Annotated in this window: 12 protein-coding genes; 8 read left to right on the forward strand and 4 right to left on the reverse strand. The window is 59.8% G+C overall.

What is annotated here, in order from left to right; all coding sequences use genetic code 11:
* Positions 1 to 1,227: 1,227 nt before the first annotated feature.
* From ACWGTI_RS23030 to ACWGTI_RS23045, 4 genes are all read left to right on the forward strand, one after another.
* Positions 1,228 to 2,403: an extracellular catalytic domain type 1 short-chain-length polyhydroxyalkanoate depolymerase gene (locus ACWGTI_RS23030; protein WP_454589235.1), complete on the forward strand. Its 1,176-nt coding sequence runs from the start codon at positions 1,228 to 1,230 to the stop codon at positions 2,401 to 2,403.
* Positions 2,404 to 2,513: 110 nt separating this feature from the next.
* Positions 2,514 to 2,819: a hypothetical protein gene (locus ACWGTI_RS23035; protein WP_454589236.1), complete on the forward strand. Its 306-nt coding sequence runs from the start codon at positions 2,514 to 2,516 to the stop codon at positions 2,817 to 2,819.
* Positions 2,820 to 2,828: 9 nt separating this feature from the next.
* Positions 2,829 to 3,035 (forward strand): KTSC domain-containing protein, encoded by a 207-nt coding sequence (locus ACWGTI_RS23040; protein ID WP_454589237.1) that lies wholly within the window; start codon positions 2,829 to 2,831, stop codon positions 3,033 to 3,035.
* Between the two features lie 655 nt (positions 3,036 to 3,690).
* Entirely contained in the window at positions 3,691 to 3,969 is a 279-nt protein-coding gene (locus ACWGTI_RS23045) for a hypothetical protein (RefSeq protein ID WP_454589238.1), read from the forward strand.
* A gap of 158 nt (positions 3,970 to 4,127) precedes the next feature.
* Here ACWGTI_RS23045 and ACWGTI_RS23050 read toward each other — a convergent pair whose 3' ends face one another.
* The gene (locus ACWGTI_RS23050; RefSeq protein WP_454589239.1) at positions 4,128 to 4,568 is read right to left on the reverse strand and encodes a hypothetical protein; all 441 of its coding nucleotides are present in this window, start codon (positions 4,566 to 4,568) and stop codon (positions 4,128 to 4,130) included.
* 593 nt (positions 4,569 to 5,161) lie between these two features.
* On the opposite strand from ACWGTI_RS23050, the gene ACWGTI_RS23055 reads away from it, so the two are divergent.
* The 3 genes from ACWGTI_RS23055 (at position 5,162) to ACWGTI_RS23065 (ending at position 7,113) form a co-directional block, all read left to right on the forward strand.
* Complete coding sequence (locus ACWGTI_RS23055) at positions 5,162 to 6,007, forward strand: PRC-barrel domain-containing protein (RefSeq protein ID WP_454589240.1); 846 nt, start codon at positions 5,162 to 5,164, stop codon at positions 6,005 to 6,007.
* 231 nt (positions 6,008 to 6,238) lie between these two features.
* Entirely contained in the window at positions 6,239 to 6,478 is a 240-nt protein-coding gene (locus ACWGTI_RS23060) for a hypothetical protein (RefSeq protein ID WP_454589241.1), read from the forward strand.
* Positions 6,479 to 6,654: 176 nt separating this feature from the next.
* Positions 6,655 to 7,113: a hypothetical protein gene (locus ACWGTI_RS23065; protein ID WP_454589242.1), complete on the forward strand. Its 459-nt coding sequence runs from the start codon at positions 6,655 to 6,657 to the stop codon at positions 7,111 to 7,113.
* A gap of 478 nt (positions 7,114 to 7,591) precedes the next feature.
* On the opposite strand, the gene ACWGTI_RS23070 is transcribed toward ACWGTI_RS23065, so the two are convergent.
* Positions 7,592 to 9,010 (reverse strand): DUF6600 domain-containing protein, encoded by a 1,419-nt coding sequence (locus ACWGTI_RS23070; protein WP_454589243.1) that lies wholly within the window; start codon positions 9,008 to 9,010, stop codon positions 7,592 to 7,594.
* Positions 9,011 to 9,348: 338 nt separating this feature from the next.
* On the opposite strand from ACWGTI_RS23070, the gene ACWGTI_RS23075 reads away from it, so the two are divergent.
* The gene (locus tag ACWGTI_RS23075) at positions 9,349 to 11,565 is read left to right on the forward strand and encodes an adenylate/guanylate cyclase domain-containing protein (protein WP_454589244.1); all 2,217 of its coding nucleotides are present in this window, start codon (positions 9,349 to 9,351) and stop codon (positions 11,563 to 11,565) included.
* Positions 11,566 to 11,606: 41 nt separating this feature from the next.
* Here ACWGTI_RS23075 and ACWGTI_RS23080 read toward each other — a convergent pair whose 3' ends face one another.
* A complete protein-coding gene (locus tag ACWGTI_RS23080; protein ID WP_454589245.1) occupies positions 11,607 to 12,116 on the reverse strand; it encodes a YHS domain-containing (seleno)protein in 510 nt (169 codons plus the stop codon).
* A 28-nt stretch (positions 12,117 to 12,144) separates the two neighbouring features.
* On the reverse strand, positions 12,145 to 12,813 hold the full coding sequence (locus ACWGTI_RS23085) for an ankyrin repeat domain-containing protein (RefSeq protein WP_454589246.1): 669 nt from the start codon (positions 12,811 to 12,813) through the stop codon (positions 12,145 to 12,147).
* Between the last annotated feature and the right edge of the window lie 86 nt (positions 12,814 to 12,899).

Here is a 12,899-nt window from a genome sequence, read left to right on the forward strand (position 1 = left end):
GCGCCGTCAGGGTGGAGAGCCGCCCGCGCTTGTTTAGAACTGGCTTCTGATAGGTTTTCTTCGTGATAGTCCCCGGTTCGTCCTACCACCGGCCGGTGACCAACGCAGCCGGCCATTTCCTCGATCGCAGCTGAAACCTGCCACCCGGTGGCTTAAGGCCCTGCGGGGGGAACGTTTGATACTGTTAGCCGTTGCAGTACATCGTACACAGGATGTGCTTGATGGTGATGTTCCGTGATCCAGCATGCAGGCAGGTGGCCGAGGATGGTCATCTGTCAGCCGACGAGAAGCTGTCGATACTTATTCCAGCCTTAAATCAGCTTGAGTTGAGACGGACGACGTCGGTCCCGGCCAAAGTTACGGAGGTGTTGTCGGGTCAGGCTGGCGGCGCGCTGCTAGCCTTTCTTCGATCCTCGATCTCCCGCTTAAGATCCGGTATCACGTCACGGCTGGGGTAGACAGCTCCGAAGTCCCGCCGCGGCTTTTCAAGCCGGCGAGTGAAGTCCGTAGCGTGCTGATCACCGCACGACTGCGCTCCATTCACTCCGAACGCGTGTCGGCTGCGGCGCGATCCGCTTCCATTCTGACGTGGTCTTCGGATCCTCGCCGCGCTCGCAAATCCATCTCTGCCGGCTCACCGTAATTGGCGGCAAGCGTCTGGATAGCCTTACTCGTCTCGCTGATCCGGCTCTGGATAAGGCGCGCGGTCTCGCAGGTGCACCACAAATGCGAGAAGCGGTGGCGGCTCCGATGCAACTGAATATATTGTGGACGCGCTGTTCCGGCCAAGCGATCCCGTGAGGCTGGCGGCACCAGGGGCCGAAGGTGACGCCGCTGCTGCCGCGCAAGCCTCGCACATCCTTGTTGGAAGCGCAGCCGTCGGCGAGGTCTCCGCGGCCGATAAACCCTACCTTGGCCAACTCGTCGCAGCGCGCACGGGCCTCTCCTGGGCGGACGCTATGGCGATGCCGCTCTCGCCCAAGTGGAGCAGGCGAAGATTCCCCCGCAGAAGGCTGCCCGACACGGCTCGAAAAGCCGGCGCGACCTTCTCCTTGTTGGGTGAGCTATCTCTCATCATCGGGGCTTTCATCGCCAGTGCCGTCGCGGCACTGGGAGGTAGGTAGCGCCACGACGTCCTGTTATTGTGCAGTGCAGCAACGATATTGGTGCGAGCGCGTTGCATCTCACGCCCTTCAACGCCGGGCGTCGAAAACAAGGACGGACCACATGCGAAGAATTTCCGATACGATCGCCCGCCTCAGGGCACTACGCGTGCAACATAATATGCATCCCATCTCTTTCACATCCGTCGATCGCCTCTCCCTCCTCGATAATTTCGGCTCCAACCCCGGCGCGTTGCAGGCAAGATTCTACCGGCCAGCTGACCTCCCGGATGCCGCGCCGCTGGTCATCGTACTGCACGGTTGCACCCAGAACGCGGCTGGCTACGACTCCCACTCCGGGTGGTCCCAACTCGCCGACGAGACCGGTTTCGCGCTCCTCTATCCCGAACAGCAACGCGCCAACAACCCGAACCTCTGCTTCAACTGGTTCCTGCCTACAGATGCTGCGCGCGATCGTGGCGAAGTCCTTTCGATCCGGCAGATGATCGAGACGATGGTCGTTCTCCACCGCCTGGACCGACAGCAGGTATTCGTTACCGGTCTTTCGGCCGGCGGGGCCATGGCCGCGGCGATGCTCGCCAACTATCCTGAAGTGTTCGCCGGCGGCGGCATCATTGCCGGCCTGCCCTTCGGATGCGCGACAACCGTTCCCGAAGCGTTTGATCTCATGCGCGGCCACGGTGGCCCGTCCGACCAAGAATTGCAGCGGCTTCTCCGGAAAGCCTCCAAGAACAATGGGCACTGGCCAAGGCTTTCGATCTGGCAGGGGTCCGCCGATCGCACTGTGGCATCCGTTAACGCGGAGTCCATTGCTGCGCAGTGGCGCGGCGCGCACAAACTCGACAAGGCGCCGACCCATTCGACGAGCGAGCGTGGACGAAGCAGGCAGGTCTGGGTTGGCGACGCTGGAGAAGCGAAGATCGAGGTAAATATTATTGCAGGGATGGGCCACGGTACGCCCATTGGCGACGGCCTCGGCAAAGCCGGCCCTTACATGCTTGACGTAGGTATCTCTTCAACCCGGGAGATAGCGCGGTTCTGGGGTCTCGGCGATTCCGACGACGCGAGAGGGTCAGCGAGCGCCAGGTCCGCGTCGTCAAGGTCAGTTACGCCAAGGGTCGAAACGACGCCACCGACATCTCATCTTCGGGCAGGGCCTAAGGAACCGGCGAAGGCCAAGCCTGCGGAACCGGCTCTAAATGACTTGCAAGGACCGCAAGCTCGAGCTGTAAAGGAGGTGATTGAGGATGCTCTGCGCGCGGCGGGGCTGATGCGGTAGGCGTAGCACTCAAGCCTGGCTCTCAGTGGATGTCTGAGCGAGGCCCACCTCTTGCACAATGGAACGCCGTCGACTTCGTAAGCGTTGACTGTCATTCAGCGAGTGGCCGCATGCACCTTGTTCAAATCCTCCTTCCCCGAGCCGACAACGGCGGCCAGCCTTTCCCGCGGGAAGATTTCGATCGGGTCAAGGAGGAACTGGCAAGGCGTTTTAAAGGCGTTACGGCTTATCTGCAGGCGCCTGCAGAGGGCCTGTGGCAGCAAGGCACGGGATCCGACAGAGACGACATCGTCATCTTCGAGGTGATGACGCAGGAAATCGATCTGGCGGACTGGCGCGATCGCCGCGCGGAACTCGAACGAAGATTTCGGCAGGACAAGGTTATCATCCGCTACATGCCGATGGCGCTCGTATAGGGTTGCACCATGCCTTCGACGTCGATCCGCAGAAGCGAATACGATCCCGACAGCGAGGTTCTCTCCGTGTGGTTCGTTGCGAGCGGCAAGCACTATGACTACGAGGGTGTCCCTGTCGAGGTCTACACCTCATTCCGAAACGCCTTCGCGAAAGGCCGCTTCTTCAATGACCACATCCGGGACCGGTTTCGCTATCGACTGATCTCGGACGATTAGCGGACTTCCGGGCCTCCGACCTTTGGCGCGCCAGCAGGCTAACCAGCACTGAACTCGACGCGCATCCCTCTCCGATGCGAGGCTAGCCGTGATGCAACTCACGTGACTGCTTTCAACGTTCGTGAGCTTGCCTTTTCATGCGGTTTCGCTCAGCGCTCACTAGCTCGTCCTCGCCCTCAAGGCCGTTGAGGAAAAGCTTAAGGATATGGCGTGCGATTGTCTGTGCCTGCGGGCTGCTAAGTGCAACACCATTGTCTGCGCAGGCTGTCCGACAGACGCGGGCGAGCATCTCCAGTTTGTCGGACATGACGACTTGACCAGGAAACAACATGGGTTTCTTCTCGCCGAAAAGTGCATTGGACGCTGGCAAGATGACTCCGCCTGCCCCTTGAGTCTTTAAAAAATGATATCGGCAGGCGGCTTTCATTCGAAATAGACGTTTGCGGATTTGAAAGTTTGGAAGGTGGTAATTTTCCCGCCCGCTCCGCGAGATCCGACACTAGGTCAATATCGCTCAGGTTGTCTGACCCGCCATCAGCCAGAGCACTCACTGCCTTGGTTAGGAGCCGGCAGTGGCGAACGCAAACAGCAAGCGCGGCGGGAACTAGTGATCGCGTCGGCTGTTTCTCCTAAACGCCCAATTGGAGCAACGGTCATGAAGGTTGGTGATTTTGACACTGCACCACTGAGGCACACTCAACTGTTCCGAGATGCGAAGGCCGCCATGTTGACGCACCGGGTGCTCTTTCATCTGGAGATGACGGCGGCTTCGATCAATCAGGTCGAGCATGCCTTGGAAGAGTTCGCTGGAGCGGCGCAGGCGCCGCAGAGCCCGGACGTTTCCGGCTGGACTCTCACGTTGGATCGGGAGCGGGAAAATCTTTCTTCCCCATATACCCGATCCAGGCTGGCCACTGCCAACATGGCGAGATAGGGCTCTCCTGATACCACCGGTCGGCGAGTTCAGGCAGAGATCAGTACCGTGCTTCCGGCGATCAGTTCAGCACAACTTCCTGGCCCTCGGCCAGCCTTTCGGCCCCTGTTTCTGCACGAACGTCCCGCATTCACCAAGGCATTCTGGTCCTCCTCTCCCTATCGAGGCTCGCGCACAAAAGTGAAGCTAACGCCATCTGTGGCCGGATCTCGGTAGCCCATGAGCCGGTACCAGCGATGCAAGCTGGGATGCTGGGAATAGGTCGTCGACACGACAGCTACGCCGGGCAGCTTTTTCATTTTCGCGTCTACATACCTCTTCAGAAACCGGGTGGGCAGCCAACCTGTGAAGAACTGCTCTGTCGCCATGAAGGACGTTCCGAGCACGTTTGCGTCTTCGTCTCGAAAAATCAGGATGGCGATCGGCGAATTATCACTATCGATCGCAATGGCTTCGCCTTCGCCAGACCACTCGACCATCTGCTCGGTGGCTTCCTCGATCGTACGGCCAGCGGTGATCAATTCGCCCGCCGAAGTTGCGGACAAAGAGGTCATAACGGATTTGATGTCGCTTTCTATTGCCTTTCGAGCATCCAGCATCTGTTTTGCCCTGCCACTGCATCCCGCTCAAACCGGGAGACTGCCATATGCCCGCATCAATCGGCAACGAATTCTGGACGCAAGCTAGCCGGCGCTTCGGGCTTGGCGGGCTCGTCCCAGTTACTCCGGTGACGACGCGGAAAGCTCCAGCGAAGGCCCTGAGCGTGGCGTCTTAGTCTCTTCTGCGATAACCAACACGCCTAGCTCTAAACCGAACCGGAAATCCTGGCGTCCCGGAAATGAGCTGAATGCCAAAAAAGGCGTCTTGCCCCGCTGGACACAGTGCTGGCGAACTATCCATCAGGGCCAACTCACGGTCGCGATCGGATCCAAATTTGAAAACCATCCTACGGACGGAGCGGTCGCACGAAACCCTTTAGAACGTTATGCAAGGCGACCGGACCAAGGACTGGCTCTTTCCCGGAAATAGCCGCGCGACCCCTATTGCCAATGTCGCATCAGGGCCTGCATGAGCCTCCGGTTATGCCGAGGATCAATGAACCCACTCCCGGAACTTAGCGCCGCTGTTGTCGTTGTCGAAGTGACGTCGGCAGATACTGACGCTCAGTCAAGGCAACAGGAGGAATTTCACCATGATCCGGAAGATCCTAGCTACGGCGGCGACGGCCGCTCTCATGTCGACGGCGCTCTGCACTGCAGGTGCACACGCCGCAAATGCCAGCAAGCCCGCTGCTCAGACGGAAGTTGTCGCCCCGGTCACTGATGGCAAGCTCGTCTCCAAGATCATGGGAGCCGCAGTCTATGACAGCAACGCCGATAACGCGACCAAGATCGGCGATGTTAATGACATCGTCCTGGACAAGGACGGGAACGCCAAACTCGTCGTCATTGGCGTCGGCGGTTTCCTTGGCGTGGGCGAAAAAAATGTCGCCTACGATTTCAACAAGCTTGAATGGGTGAACAAGAACGGCGATCGGTGGTTGGTTGCAAAGACGACCAAGGATGAGCTTACGGCTCAGCCCAATTTCGATACGAAGGCTTACGATACCGCAGCGGCCCAGCCGACTAACAACACGGCGGACACCCAAGCGGCTGCCGGCAAAACCGATACGACTTCGACGGCCTCGATCGATAAGACGTCCTTGACCGAAATGCCGTCAGACAAAATCAGTGCAGCAAATCTGATCGGAACCAACGTCTATGGCGCAGATGATGCGAAGGTCGGCGAGATCGGCGACGTTATCCTGACGGGTGACAAGAAGGTCGACTCGATAGTCGTTGATGTAGGCGGCTTCCTGGGAATTGGCGAAAAGAAGGTCGCCGTCGGAATGGAGAACCTCAAGTTCATGACCGACAAGACCGGCAACCGTTACCTCTATACGAACTTCACCAAGGACCAGTTGGAGGCGCAGACTGCCTACGACAAGGCAACTTACGCCCAAAACCGAGACAAGCAGCGCATCATCGTCACCAAGTAAAAAAATCTCGTCAAGCGCTCGCCCGTGTGGCGGGCGCTTCGATGTCGTTTCCGCGCTTCCTCGACGAGTTAAGGTCAGTCACGGCTTCGATATTCCCTACATCGCTGGGTACAGCAGGGATGCAACAAAGATTTACATCGATCGGCATCTGCCGCGCACCATCAGATGGAAAGGCAAGGACGTGCGCCTCGAACCGTTTCTGGTGTGCCACGAATTGTTGAAAAGGCTCTGTTGGACGATTGCGGCTTCATTGTCTGCACGTCCATCAAATCGCCTCGGCGCATCGAAAGAGGACGCCGTCAGAGCGGCTGGCCTGAGCTGGCGACCACTATCAAAGCGTTTATCAAGGGCCATGAAAAGGCGATCGATGAGGAACAGCTTCGCTGCGTGCCGGCTGAGTTAGATCTGACGCCTTACAAGGACCTGAAGGATCACCCGTTGCTGCGAGGGCTGGTGCAAGCATCCCAGTAGGTGTCGCGCTGAATGGCCCAAGGCATTCGCAGAGCAGGAAATCACAGCGCATCGTAAAATTTTTCTCGCCAATGGAACTTCCCGACGGACTGCAGGTTCGCCTGCATAGGGACGACTGAGGCTGCCTCGGCCTATGCGTTGCTGCAGGCGGAGCGCCTCGCCAACAGGAGACGGTCATGAAACATCAGACACTTGCAGAACTGCATGGGGTCGCGGAAGTGGAAGTATCCTTTCCGGTTATGACGCGGCGCCAGCGCTTGGAACGCTGGGCCATGCTGCTCGAGCGAAATCCCGAGCGGTGCCTCTCGGCCTTCCCCGGGACCGAATACATGGCCTTGGACGTGCGCGACAAAGCCCAGTCCATCGGCTCCGCGCTCAGCGTCGCTTTCGCCGATCCGATGTTGTGCGCTGACGGGCTGAGGAACGATACGTATGGCGAAGCCAAGCGCTTCTTCGAGCTATCGGATTGGCAGTTGCACGCTATCGTTTGCCATTGCCATGTCGGCGGGACGATGAAAGCTGGATGGGCTGCCCTTCAAGTCCGGTCTGCCATCGGCAAAGAAGGCAAGCTTTTTACCAAATTGCGCGAGGCGATAGCCCATTGGCCGGTATTCCGCACTCACGCGAGGGAGTAAATCGCGATACTCGGCGCTCAGCAGCAGATTATCTGTCATGGCGTAATCCAAGCGCACGCCTATGCACCAGGCGCCGTGCCGGAACGCCTCGAACCGTGGAGGCATTCTGCTTCTGGGTTTCGCCGGAAAATTTCGGCTAATTGCGCGCCAGGGGTCGCGATTTAGCTACAGCGCCCAACCTCTTCGAAGGCGCTGTCACCCAGGGCAGGAACCAGATGGCCGGACTCGAGGGACGAGACAGCCGAGGTGTGACACCCGGCGAGGCTCGTCGCGGCTTCTCTTTATTGCCCGCCGTCTCTCCAGTGGCACAGCCAAGACGCGCGTTGCGGCGATCCCAACCCAGAGCATGTCAGCACGTCGCACATAGAGCGCACCAATCTGACTATGCGCATGGCGAACCGTCGCTTCACGCGGCTTACCAATGAACTTCGCCGACCACGTCAGATTACGATCGCGGGGCCGAAACCGTCCCACGCACTTAGCAGTTCTCAGTCTGCGGATCGCACGCCTTGTTTTTCTCCTTCTGTGGCTTGGGCTTGGTCGCCTGCTCGGGCTCGGCCTGCTGCGACTCGGCGGCGGGTTGCTTCTTGGCCTTCGGTTTCTCGGGCTTGGCGGCCTCCGGCTCGGCCTGCTGCTGCTCGGCGGCGGGCTGCTTCTTGGCCTTCGGCTTCTCGGGCTTGGCCGCCTGTTCCGGCTCGGCCTGCTGCTGCTCGCCGGCGGGCTGCTTCTTGGCCTTCGGCTTCTCGGGCTTGGCCGCCTGTTCCGGCTCGGCCTGCTGCTGCTCGGCGGGCTGATTCTTGGCCTTCGGCTTCTCGGGCTTGGCGGCCTCCGGCTCGGCCTGCTGCTGCTCGGCGGCGGGCTGCTTCTTGGCCTTCGGCTTCTCAGGCTTGGCCGCCTTGCCAGGCTCGGCCTGCTGCTGCTCGGTGGCGGGCTGCTCGCCGACCTTCGGCTTCCCAGGCTTGGCGGTCTCTTCGGGCTTGGCGGTTTCTTCGGGCTTGGCCTGCTCGGTCGTTGCGGCGCCTCCGGTCGGCTTCGATTTGCGGCCAGCCTGAACCTGCTTCACCTCCTCGATGTCTTTAAGCTTAGGTGGCTTGGCCTTAGGGTCGGCTTTCACCTCGCCCTCAAAGACAGCGACCGTATCGTTTTCCAGTTTGCCGGACTGCTCGGGCGCGTCGGTCTTGCTGACTTTGACGGCAGTAACCTTCTGGTTCGTCTCCTTTTCGATCACATCGACATCAATGACTTTGTTGATCACCACGTTGTTCCGGACCGTCACGTCGCCGGCCGGTTCGGCCGCCTCAACAATGCGCACAAACTCCGGCTCATCACGAATAACGACCACAGAAATGTCCGCAGCAAGGAATTCGCGAGTGGGGACCACAACCCAGTAATAATCCGGCGTCGTGTCGAAGGTCACCTCGATTGAAACCAAATCCGGATCGCGGCGCGGCGGCAGCGGAGCCCAAATGATGTGCTCCCTTTCACGACGCCAACTCACCCATGCTGGCGCCCACCGAGTGCCCGGGACCCAGTACCAGCCGATATCGTCGGCATAGCCCCACCGGCCATAATGGTACGTCGCCCAGCCGAATGGCTCGTCGGATACCCAGAGCCAGCCATACTGCTCGGTATAGACCCAGTGTCCAAGGGTATACGGACGCCAATCGTCACGTACATCAACCGGCACGAAAACGGTCGCTCCGTGGTACGAAACCCAATCACCATGGGAAGATAGGTCTTGGTAGAATATGCTGATCGAAACGTCGGTGGCAGCCCTTGCCTCGGACACAAGCGACAATGGCGTAATCGGGTTGGGAATCTCACCGACCGAGAGCAGACAGGCGGCTACGCCGCTTAGCATCATTCGGACCGCATTTTGGGCAAGGACGCGTTTCATAGCTTCCTCCGAAACAGACGCCCTTCATCTTACAAATTCGCCAGTTGTCGGATTGTTCCATCTCGCTAACGCTGTCCACCGGACAACGGGGTCGGGATCGCACAATGATGGTTGTCCTCGGCTTCCCCGATGCTTCCCGCCTCGCAAGCAACATGTCGACTCAGCACCTCTGCTGCTGGTTCGCGGCCGCTCACCCACTAACCTCAGTAGGAATATGCCGGGGCCAGGCCGGTCTCCCAGCGCCGTGTAAGGACGCCATACCTCTGCGACGCGCGCATTTTCCGGTCCTTGGCCGCGCATATGGTCTTGCCATAGGGCCTTCGCTATAGTCATGGGCGGTGGAACAGGTTCAACATCTCGAACGGAAGCTAGTCGCCATCCTCGCCGCCGACGTGGTGGGGTACAGTCGGCTGATGGGGCTGGACGAGACGGGCACGCTCACCCGGCTCAAGTCGCTTCGCCGCGAATTCATCGAACCGTCGATCGAGGCGTACCATGGCCGCATCGTCAAGCTCATGGGCGATGGGGCTTTGGTCGAGTTCGCCAGCGTCGTCGATGCTGTGGCTTGCGCCGTCGAAATCCAGCGGGTCACCACGCAGCAGAACCTCAGTCTTCCCGAAGATACTTGGATCGTGTTCCGAATCGGAATCAACCTGGGTGACGTGATCATTGACCAGGACGACGTCTACGGCGATGGCGTTAACATCGCGGCCCGGCTGGAGGGGCTGAGCGATCCTGGCGGCATCGTCATCTCGGGGACGGCCTACGATCAGGCCCATAACAAGCTCGGCCTGATCTTCAAGTCACTCGGCGAACAGCGCCTCAAGAACATTCCAGAACGGGTCCGCGCCTATCGCGTTCTGCTGGAACAGACCGGAGGAGCCAGGAAGTCGCGCTCTCCACGGTGGCCTGTGATCGGCGCGGCGGGGCTCCTTCTGGCTCTGGCAGCGGGGATTGCCTTGATGCGTTGGCCGCCGGTAATTGACCTTCTGCCTGGTCACAGATCCCATCAGGCCGCTTCAACGCCCGGCAAGCCTTCCATCGCCGTTTTGCCGTTTACCGATCTCGGCCAGAAAGCGGGCCAGGATTACTTGGCTGAGGGGCTCGCAGACGATCTCATCACCGATCTGTCCAAGATCTCCGGGCTCCTCGTCATCGCCCGCAATTCCGCGTTCTCCTTCAAGGATCGATCCCTCGATGTCGACGAGATCGCGGCGCAGTTGAACGTCCACTACGTGGTCGAGGGCAGTGTCCGCCGGGAGGGCGACGCAGTCCGGATCAATGTTCAGCTCATCGATGCCAAAACGGGAAGCAACATCTGGGCCGAGCGCTACGACCGCGACTACTCCCGGATATTTGCGCTTCAGGACGAGGTGATCGGGCGCATCGTCGACGCACTCTCGGTACGCCTGACGGAAGGCGAAAGGGCACAGATTGCTCGTCTCCCTACGCGAAGCCTGGAGGCGTACGATTTCTACACCCGAGCCGAGCAGAAGGTTTATGTGCTCGACAGCAGGTCTCTCGGCGAGACACTGTCCCTGTATCAAAGAGCGATCAAGCTTGATCCTGCGTTTGCGGATGCTTACTCGGGCTATGCTCGCGCCACGGTGGACGTGCTCGGCTTCGACTACGAGTTGCTCATGCTCAGCGCCGTCGCTCGCCAGCGCGCCTATGAAGCGGCAGGGCGGGCGCTTGAGCTCGATCCCCAGTCGTCGAGAGCATATGCTGTGCTCGGCATCCTGCAGATGCTGGATGGCGAATGGGACCAGGCGATCGCATCTGTCGAGAAAGCCGTCGAACTGGATCCGAACGGCGCGGAGGCAGAGCTCAACCTGGCCATCGTGCTCACCTACGCAGGACAAGGCCCGGAGGCTCTGACAGCGATGGAGCGGGTATTACAACTCGATCCCAAGCCGCGAGCGCAGGTCTTCGACTATTATGGCTTCGTGCTCTACATGAACCGCCAATACGAGAAGGCCTTGCGGGCGCTAAACCAGGTCCAGCCGCAAGAGCGCAGCGACCTCGGCCTCGAAACCCTCGCAATGGCAAATGCGCGGCTGGGCCGAATGGCCGAGGCGCACGATGCGGTTGCAGCAATCCTGAAAAATCCCGAGCAGAACCTCGCCGCCTATCGTGTTGTCTATGCCCACCACCGGCGGCAACAGGACCTCGATCACCGGCTGGATGCCCTTCGCGCCGCGGGAATGCCCGAGCGGAGCTTCGATTTTCGCGGGCGGGAAGAAGACCGCCTGGACGGCTCCCTCTTACGCGCCCTGACAGGTGATCGGACATGGGTCGGCCGTCAGCATAATGGTGCGCCGTTCGTCATGGAGCTGAGTGCAAATGGAGATTTCGCCCTGAGTTCGCAAAGCAGCATTATCACCGGCGCGTCCAGCCTGGATGGCAACCTCTTCTGCACGCAATCCACCGCGACCTTGCTCGGCCGCAAGTTCTGCGCCCCGGTCTATCGCAACCCCCAGGGGAGCAGCGAAACGCAGGACGAGTTTGTTTGGCCGGACTCCGTCACCGTCTGGTATTTTTCAGTGTCTCAGTGAAGGGCACCATTCAACATGCGGGCTTGCGACATGCGCCCCGGCTAGTTGGCGGCCGTTCTAGCCTCGAATTCCTTCGCCTCCACTGCGGGCCATTCGGCTTCCGCCTTCGCAATGACAGGCGCTGGGTTGGCATCGAAGTCTTCCTCCAGGCCCTCCTTTCCGGAAAAAAGGAAGAGCTTGCCATCGACGATGCGGAACGCTTCCGGGTCAAGGTTCGCAGATGCCTCCTTCGCTGACATTCCCCCGGTGCAAAAGCCGCCGAATTGAGGAGCATAGCGCACAGGCTCGGAAATAAAGGCATCGCGGTGCTGGACGCTGGCGAAGTACCATGTCGCGCCAAGCCATTTCTTCGAGATCGTGGGCGAACCCATTGTCGCGCGACCGTCCGTGAAGTACGCCACCGGATCGTAGCCCTGTATGGCGACGTTGCCGAAATATCCGGTGTTCACTCCGTCGTCGGCGTAGGATGCGCTAGTGCCGAAGAGCAGGATGGAGGCGGCAACTACCCCCGCGCAAAGCAAACTGTCAAACGTGGAACGGTTCTCTGTCATGTTTCTTCTCCCGTAACCCTACTCGATGTCAGTTGCCGAGGGCGATGCACACCTTGTACGACGACCCCATCGTTTCCTTGGGTTGGCATTTTGCGCCGTGCTTCTTGAGCAAGGCCATTAAGTCGGCGCTCTGAAAGAACGTCGCGCGGCTGAGAGGCGTGTAGCCGTATTCCTGGATTGCCTCGACCTGTGCTCCGTGCGCGATCAACAGCTCCGCAATGGCCGTCTGGTTCTCTTCTGCTGCTACATGCAGCGGGGTAATCTTGTGGGTGCTCAACGCATCGACCTCGGCCCCGTGCTCGAGCAGCAATTTAGCTATGTCCAGGCTTCCTGAGTAGGCTGCCGCATGAAGGGCAGTGAAGCCGCGGTCGTTGCGGGCTTCGATGTCGGCCTTCGCACCGATCAACACAATGGCGACCTCAGTCTTGCCGGCAAGTGCTGCATTGATCAGTGGGGTCTGCCGGCTTTCGTCGCGATCGTTCACATCGGCGCCTTGTGCCAGGAGTTCGGCAACCTTGCCGGCGTCGCCCTCTCCGGCAGCATCATGAAGGGGCCTCGCGATCGCCGGCCCGGCAGCAAACCAGGAAATGAAGGTAACGACGAGAGCCCGACAGACAATACGAACCCAGCCGGTTCCGAAACGCCTGACCCGCATCAGGAGGGCCTTTGGCAGCAACAATCGCCTGGAGACCATCATGGCCTAACCCTCCGGCCGCCGCTCGCCCGCGGATGGGTGTGCATGAGACCACTCTAATACATTCGGCGCAGTGCAGCAATCATCGA

The organism is Mesorhizobium sp. ArgA1, assembly GCF_053714375.1.

What these genes read in the sequence shown, in the direction of transcription:
- ACWGTI_RS23040 (WP_454589237.1), top strand. Translation starts at nt 2,829, where the DNA reads ATGCCTTCGACGTCGATCCGCAGAAGCGAATACGATCCCGACAGCGAG.
- ACWGTI_RS23065 (WP_454589242.1), top strand. Translation starts at nt 6,655, where the DNA reads ATGAAACATCAGACACTTGCAGAACTGCATGGGGTCGCGGAAGTGGAA.
- ACWGTI_RS23080 (WP_454589245.1), bottom strand. Translation starts at nt 12,116, where the DNA reads ATGACAGAGAACCGTTCCACGTTTGACAGTTTGCTTTGCGCGGGGGTA.
- ACWGTI_RS23070 (WP_454589243.1), bottom strand. Translation starts at nt 9,010, where the DNA reads ATGAAACGCGTCCTTGCCCAAAATGCGGTCCGAATGATGCTAAGCGGC.
- ACWGTI_RS23085 (WP_454589246.1), bottom strand. Translation starts at nt 12,813, where the DNA reads ATGATGGTCTCCAGGCGATTGTTGCTGCCAAAGGCCCTCCTGATGCGG.
- ACWGTI_RS23055 (WP_454589240.1), top strand. Translation starts at nt 5,162, where the DNA reads ATGATCCGGAAGATCCTAGCTACGGCGGCGACGGCCGCTCTCATGTCG.
- ACWGTI_RS23050 (WP_454589239.1), bottom strand. Translation starts at nt 4,568, where the DNA reads ATGCTGGATGCTCGAAAGGCAATAGAAAGCGACATCAAATCCGTTATG.
- ACWGTI_RS23030 (WP_454589235.1), top strand. Translation starts at nt 1,228, where the DNA reads ATGCGAAGAATTTCCGATACGATCGCCCGCCTCAGGGCACTACGCGTG.
- ACWGTI_RS23045 (WP_454589238.1), top strand. Translation starts at nt 3,691, where the DNA reads ATGAAGGTTGGTGATTTTGACACTGCACCACTGAGGCACACTCAACTG.
- ACWGTI_RS23035 (WP_454589236.1), top strand. Translation starts at nt 2,514, where the DNA reads ATGCACCTTGTTCAAATCCTCCTTCCCCGAGCCGACAACGGCGGCCAG.